Origin of the sequence: Aquimarina mytili, from assembly GCF_016735115.1 — a bacterium.
Taxonomy (GTDB): domain Bacteria; phylum Bacteroidota; class Bacteroidia; order Flavobacteriales; family Flavobacteriaceae; genus Aquimarina; species Aquimarina mytili.
Map to the genome: position 1 here is coordinate 60,317 of NZ_JAERQJ010000015.1, position 6,850 is coordinate 67,166.

The 6,850-nt window shown below is 30.8% G+C and carries 10 protein-coding genes; all 10 read right to left on the bottom strand.

Annotated features, from left to right (window positions below):
- Nucleotides 1-71: 71 nt before the first annotated feature.
- The 10 genes from JJQ60_RS20780 to JJQ60_RS20825 all read right to left on the bottom strand — a co-directional run bounded on the left by JJQ60_RS20780 (nucleotide 72) and on the right by JJQ60_RS20825 (nucleotide 6,503).
- Nucleotides 72-1,025, bottom strand: a complete 954-nt coding sequence (locus JJQ60_RS20780) for a DUF418 domain-containing protein (RefSeq protein ID WP_236669190.1) — start codon at nucleotides 1,023-1,025, stop codon at nucleotides 72-74.
- 259 nt (nucleotides 1,026-1,284) lie between these two features.
- Entirely contained in the window at nucleotides 1,285-2,307 is a 1,023-nt protein-coding gene (locus tag JJQ60_RS20785) for a Kelch repeat-containing protein (RefSeq protein WP_262896683.1), read from the bottom strand.
- Nucleotides 2,308-2,409: 102 nt separating this feature from the next.
- Entirely contained in the window at nucleotides 2,410-2,790 is a 381-nt protein-coding gene (locus JJQ60_RS20790; protein WP_201924464.1) for a nuclear transport factor 2 family protein, read from the bottom strand.
- Between the two features lie 178 nt (nucleotides 2,791-2,968).
- Nucleotides 2,969-3,205, bottom strand: coding sequence for a DUF1059 domain-containing protein (locus tag JJQ60_RS20795; protein WP_201924465.1), 237 nt, complete (start codon nucleotides 3,203-3,205; stop codon nucleotides 2,969-2,971).
- A gap of 122 nt (nucleotides 3,206-3,327) precedes the next feature.
- Nucleotides 3,328-3,681, bottom strand: a complete 354-nt coding sequence (locus tag JJQ60_RS20800) for an SRPBCC family protein (protein WP_201924466.1) — start codon at nucleotides 3,679-3,681, stop codon at nucleotides 3,328-3,330.
- Entirely contained in the window at nucleotides 3,638-4,003 is a 366-nt protein-coding gene (locus JJQ60_RS20805) for an ArsR/SmtB family transcription factor (RefSeq protein ID WP_201924467.1), read from the bottom strand. Before JJQ60_RS20805 ends, JJQ60_RS20800 begins: the two co-directional genes overlap by 44 nt.
- Nucleotides 4,004-4,186: 183 nt before the next feature.
- On the bottom strand, nucleotides 4,187-4,504 hold the full coding sequence (locus JJQ60_RS20810) for a hypothetical protein (RefSeq protein ID WP_201924468.1): 318 nt from the start codon (nucleotides 4,502-4,504) through the stop codon (nucleotides 4,187-4,189).
- Between the two features lie 242 nt (nucleotides 4,505-4,746).
- Nucleotides 4,747-5,019: a hypothetical protein gene (locus JJQ60_RS20815; RefSeq protein WP_201924469.1), complete on the bottom strand. Its 273-nt coding sequence runs from the start codon at nucleotides 5,017-5,019 to the stop codon at nucleotides 4,747-4,749.
- A gap of 197 nt (nucleotides 5,020-5,216) precedes the next feature.
- Nucleotides 5,217-5,921 carry a hypothetical protein gene (locus tag JJQ60_RS20820; protein WP_201924471.1) on the bottom strand — a complete coding sequence of 235 codons (705 nt, stop codon included), beginning with the start codon at nucleotides 5,919-5,921 and terminating at the stop codon, nucleotides 5,217-5,219.
- Between the two features lie 117 nt (nucleotides 5,922-6,038).
- A complete protein-coding gene (locus tag JJQ60_RS20825; protein WP_201924473.1) occupies nucleotides 6,039-6,503 on the bottom strand; it encodes a DinB family protein in 465 nt (154 codons plus the stop codon).
- Nucleotides 6,504-6,850: the final 347 nt, after the last annotated feature.

Genomic DNA, 6,850 nt, shown 5'->3' on the forward strand with positions numbered 1-6,850 from the left:
AAATATAACAAACATATCTTAGGCAAAGATGTATAACTAAGTGATTATTTTAGGTCATATTTGTGAAAATGCTATTTTTTAATCGGAAGGAGTTCTTTGTATGTCAAACATCTCCAAATCCATTCCAGGGGGCCGAATCGAAAATACCTCAGCCAAATTTTACTCAATATCACCTGAAAGATAAATATAAGGATTGCCGTCGATAACGTTTCTGAAGGACTTAATGTTTCGTAAAGTTTAAATCCGATAGATGAAAATAATATAAGACCAATGAAACTTTGCAATATATAATTTGTTAATGCCATTCTACCGGCATATTTTAAAAATACTAAAACCTTTTTCCATTGTGTAGTATACCAAAGCCAACCAATAAGCCAAAGGTAAAATATCCCCATTGCAGTATCAGAGAGTACCATTAATTTGATAAATATTGGCCGAAAAGCTTCTGTTGAATATATTTCATATTTAGGAAGTACAAATAAAAACACAATTCTATAGGCATTAGTAATGATGGTAATCATTACCATCGTTTTTTTTATTTTCTGGATATAGGATTCTAAGGATTCGTATATTTTGTTTTTTCCAAGATATAGCCCTAGAAGAAACATTGAAATTGCTATTGGTGCTAAAAAACCAAATAACATTGGTATATTAGAAAGATATTCTAACAATCTCAATTGTACTCCTTCTAGATAGGTTCCATGTCTAATAACTTGACGTACCGTCTCTCCTGTATGATTACTTAAATAGATTTCTGGGTGGAAGTTCAAAATTCTAAATATATATTCGAATATTTGATCATAGAAAGGGAAGAAGAGGAAAAATGCGGATAAAAAAAGTATTAATTTGTTAGACTTTTTAATCATGAGTGTAGTCAAAAGCCCAAGAATGGCATATAGGTTGAGTACATCTCCCGACCAAAATAATATAATATGTAAAGCTCCAAATACAAATAAGATGAACATTCTTCGCACAAAGAATGAAGAAGAGAGTTTGTTTTTATTTAACAGCTTTAAGGCTTGCATTGAAATCCCTAATCCAAACAATAAAGAGAAAATGGGAAGAACTTTGTATAAAAAAATAGCTGTAATATTTTTTCTGAAATTATGTCGATGTTAGACGTCCATTGTTTTGCAAATTCATCTTGATTAAGAAACGTCGAATTCATTATGACAATATTGACAACAAAAATGCCTAGAATTGCGAATCCTCTGAAAACATCTAATACTTCAATTCTTTTTTCTTCTTTGGTAGGTTGTTTGTTCAATTTTAGTTTTAGTAAAATTAATGTTCATTTTGTATTCTGACAATAGGGTCGACTTCAGAGATTTTCTTCCACTTATGGTTTACAAATTCCCAAGTGTCTCCAAAAATATTCTTTCCATCATGGCCACCAAAAAGAATAATTTTTTTTCGTTTTTTATCAAAGACCATATTACTGTGATTTCTTGAAGTTGGTTTGTGATCTATCTTTAGTATATTCCATGTATTGTTATCTAATGACCATGTTTCATTAACTCTGGATTCTCCATTCCATCCACCAAATCGAATTAACTTTTTGAGTTCTTTATCATAAACCATATTAGAGTTGAATATGCCATGAGGTTGTTTTATCTCAAGTTTATTCCATTGAGCACCGTTCCATTTCCAAGTTTCTCCCTTAGATTCTCCATATTGTTTGTCAATTGTGCTACCTCCAAAAAGAATAACAGATTCATTATTTGTATCATAGGCCATTGAAACACCATGTCGTTCAGAAGGCCCTTCGGTTGATACTAAGTGCCATTCGTCATTTCGAAACTCCCATGTATCTCCAAGTTTGATATACTCGTCATCTTGGATTTTGTATCCACCAAATAGAACGATTGTTTGGTGATTTTCATCATATACCATTGCTGACTCTGCCCTTGGTGAAGGAGCATTTCTTGGGGTTAATTTTTTCCAATGGTTATTTCTGAATTCCCAAGTATCGTTTAGGAGGTTTTTCAGATCAGGATTTTTCCCAAATAACACTTTACTTCCACCAAATAGGACTAATCGATGATTTGCTTTGTCATAAATCATGGAGCTAAAAGTTCGCGGTTCTGGTCCATCTTCAACTATTATTTTTTCCCAATTTATACTGTTCCAGATCCATAAATCTGATAAAACTTCTTTTTCGCTTGCTCCACCAAAAAGATAAACATTAGCATCTTTGGAATTATAGGCCATTGCATGTGCATTTCTGACAGAAAGAGTGATGTTGTTATTCTTTTGTGGTATTTTTTTTCGGCATTTTTTCCGCAGCCCAAAAATAGGATAAAACAAATCAGTAAAGCAAAGTTTTTCTTCATGTCGGTATCATATTATTTAACCCAAAAGTTAAGACCTAATTAATTATGGGGTTTAGTAATAGTACAGAGTTTAGTATTAACTTTTGTCAGTTATACTTTTAATTTTGTTGTGTTCAAATTCAAATTCAGAAATACCTTTCAATTCTAAAGTATCTCCCGTTTTTAGGCCGTTTGGTAAATCAATGGCTAATATTGCTTTATAACCAATTTGAATTATAACTTTTGACTTAAGAAATTGCCAAGATTCGATCGTTTGTTTTCTATGTGTAGAATATTGTTTTGCTGTTTCGGCTTGCTTTTTGAATTCTGTAATTCCTTCAGTTCTCAAATCTACGTTTCCGTTAGAGATATTTTCGAAAACGATATTCTCAGTCAGATCTTTTGTCATTCCATCAATATCAAAACGATTATAAGAATTCACATAATTTTCAACTATTTTCTGTTGTTGTTCCTTCATATCATTATTCGTTTTACATTGTGTTGTGAGTGTTAATAGTAAAACAAGTATTACGTTTTTTATCCTAATTTCATTCATACTTGAACATATGGATTCTGCTATGATTGATTACATGTATAAGTAACTAATTTAATAAATCCTTATTGATATCTTGTTTATTACTCCTAAATTTCGAAACCTATGTATGAGGTAACGCATTAAATTCTTTTCTTTTGTTTTCGAACCACCTATGAATTGCGTTAGGATCTTGCATTAACTTCTGCATTGCGGTCATAGCTTTTTGATGTGCTTTATCATTTTTTTGGTACATTTCTAAACCGTGTTTTTTACTCATTTCGGCAATATCTTCAAAGGTATTGGCTTGAAATTCTTTGTCACATGCTCCACCTAATTGTTTACAGGTCATTGTTTTCATATTGATATTGTGTATTAATTATATAGTACTAAGTAGCTCCTCAAGTCTATCGAATACAGATCCCCAACCGTTCATAATGCCCATTTTTTCTTGTTGAATTTTATATTCTTCGGTGGGATGAATTACATTGAAAGTGAATTCGGTTTTGTCACCTTTCCTTTAAATAATGATTGAATTTCAACTCCTTCTGTCATAGGTTTGAAACTTGCTGATGAAACTATTTTTTCAAATTCGATTATTTCTGTGTATTTGCCCTCAGCAATAAATTCTTGACCGTTGGGCATTGGCATAATGTATTTCCATTTTCCTCCAATTTTAAAATCATGTTCGACTACTATCGTTTTAATTCCTTTCGGACTCCACCATTCTGCAATGTGTTCAGATTGTGTCCAAGCCTCCCAAACTAGGTTTAATGGGGCATTAAAAGTTCGGTTAATCGTTATGGTTCGTTTGTCCATTTCGTTTGGAGTATTCATCAAGATTGGTTTTCGTTTGTAATTTGTTTAAATATTTCTCAAATGAGTTTAGTTTATCTTCCCAAAGGCCTCGATATTGTTCAATCCACATAAAGGCTGGAATTAATTTTTTTGGCTTTATATGGCAAAACCGTTCTCTTCCTTCTTTTTTGAAATCTATTATTTCACACTCTTTTAAAATTTTTAAATGTTTGGATATAGCGGGGCGACTTATATCAAATTTTTCGGCTATTGCATTTACCGTAAGTGTTTCTTCTGCCAGTAGTTCAATTATCTCACGTCTAACAGGGTCTGCAATGGCTTGAAAAACATCTCTTCTCATAATTTAGGTAACTAATCGGTTACAAATATAAAAGTAACCATTTAGTTACACAAATATTTTTTGTTTTTTTATAATTTGAACGAATTCTGTATTATAGTAGGGGAGAAGAGTAGTGACCTGATAAGTGGAGTATTTCCTATTCCTTCCATTTGGACTTTATTAGATTATTTATTTCCTGTTTTTTTATTCAAAATATTCTATCTCGTGCGTCCAAACTCGTGATCTATTACCATTGCGATAATCGGTTGATTTGATCCAATTACTTTTCTGATCCAAGACATAATTACTCTCATTACTATTTATCAACACGCCATCCGGATTAAATGTTTTTGTATGAGTTCTATCTCGATTATCATTATACTTAAAATCTTTTCGTTCCTTAATTGAATCATCTACATTATATTCAACTATTTCTGTTTTATCACCATTGTTATTATAAACGAATGTTTTCTTTGAAGCAAACCCATAATTATTATAAATACCATAGAAGCTTTTAAGCATTATTAAGTTATGCTGATTATCGTATGTGTAAAGTGTTTCGAATTATATTGTAGCTGTTCAATTTTATCGGTATTGCCGTTATATTTAAATATAGTTTTTATCTGTAGTTTTCCAGTATGATGGTGCCGCTCCTCAATTTTATTATTGCTTTTGTCGTAGATATATATCGTAGCTTCTTTCTTCGTTTTTGGAATTGTAATTTATCTTTTTTACCTGATTACCGTTATTATCATACTCATAAGTTATCCTAGAATCAAGTTTGTTATTTTCATATTTTTTTCTTCAATTAAGTTATTGTTTTTGTCATATAGATAATTTTCTGTTTCATTATCATTATCATGACGGAGCTTACTTCTCTCAACCAGATTATAATTTTTATCATATTTATACTTTATGGAGTAATCTAAGCTTCCATCTGTATTATAAGAGGACTCCTCCTTTATAAAACCTTTTATGTCAAATAATAATATTTCCTGTTCATACATTATTTCTTTATCCCCTTTAACATCAAACATTTTACTTTTTCCTTTAAGTCATATGACTCTACATGCTTCGGTTTTTTGGAAATAACAGAATTTCCAATGGGATTAGTGCATAATAATGCTAATAAAATTATATTTAATACTTTCACTTTTTATTTTGACAATTCTTAGACTATTGTATTATGATTTTTGCCATTACTAACAAAGTTTATACATCTTGTTAGGTGCGATTACTTTTCAATTATTTTTTCAAGTTTACTTTCTATAACATATCCATCTTCGGTTTTGGTTGTCGAATAAAGTTCGCCAATATTTTCGCAAGCACAACCAACCCAAGTACCCTTTAGCTCCTGGGTAATTCCTCTAAATTTAACTATTAATGTTTTTTTCGACTCAAAGATTGCGCAATTATATTTAACTCCATTAAATTCTTTTTTGACATATTCTTTATGTGTTGTATGTCCATCAAACTTTCTGAAAACTTCTCCATTTTCGGTTGATATTTTGTATTCCGATATATCTCCAAAAGTCGAAAATTCACAAAATTGATTACCAGTAATAGTTTCATTAGTTGGAATTAAATAAGGGTGAGAATCTACTTTTGTAAATGATTTTAATATCTTCGGAATTCCGTTTTTTAGAGAAAAGATTATGGAGTCAGTTGTTTTTTCTTGAGAGTTTTTCGTAAACCTTATTAATAATGAGTCTGTATCAGTATTTAATACATAACTTTTCTCAAATAATTCGATCATGGCATCTCTATTAGATTTTAGAGAATAAATCAGTTTTTTTTCTTTAACAAAATTGCTAATGGGATAAACATAATTCACAAGTTTCGTATTGTCACATTCAATATTAGTTTGTGGACTCTTCTTTTGAGAGCTAAGACAATTTAAAAAACCTATTACAAGTATTAAGAATAGTGTATGTTTCATTCAATTACAACTAATGTTTAACAGATATATTTATTGCTGGTTTTTATTTTTTATAATTATTTTGCTTTACCAAAAATACAGAAACTATGTGATTTGTCATCAAGCAGACCGCTATGATCATATACATATAGTATCATATACCATGTACCGTACTTTTTTATTCCACCATCCCTTTCGCTTTCTAATATAAATTATTTGACAAGTATGATAGGCGTTATGTGCCGTCATATTTGCAATCTCAGAACTCCATTCATTTAATTGCTTATCTGTAGCATTTTTGGTCAATAGCTCCCATTCTATTTGGATAGTGTCTAATTTAGCTACAAGATTTTTCCATTCATCATCAGAATATTTTTTAAAAGTAGTTTCATTGTTAACTTCAAAATTGGACATATCTTCTCCTTTGAAAGCTCTTAAATTTACTTCATTCCAAAAGAGAATATGAGAAACTAGCCCCCCGATGGAGTGGTTTTCGGTACTATTTTTCCAATTTGATTGTTTAGCGGATAGTCCTTCAATCGCAATTTTTGTTGGAATGAACCATTCATGATTAGTGTGAGTGCTTTTTAGTTGTTCAACCAATAATGACCTTAAATGTGATGAGTTCTTTTTTCTGAGCAAACTACAATCAAGAGCCCAATTCCGATTATTAGTAAAGTTCTATTCATTTATTCAATATAGTGTCCAACGGTCTCGACTACGATCAGTTATTGGGGTTAGTAATGAGCTTTATAAGTACACACCAAACTGAAAATCCTCTCAGATTTTCAGGAGTAGGTGAAAACAAGGAATTACTTATAGCATCGATGAAAAAGCAGTAAGTCGAGTATCTTTAAAATGAACTAAAAATTAAAGATATGAATACTCAAATTACCGCTTGCCCTAAGTTATACATTGGTATCGACATTCACAAGCGAAGCTGGAAGGTT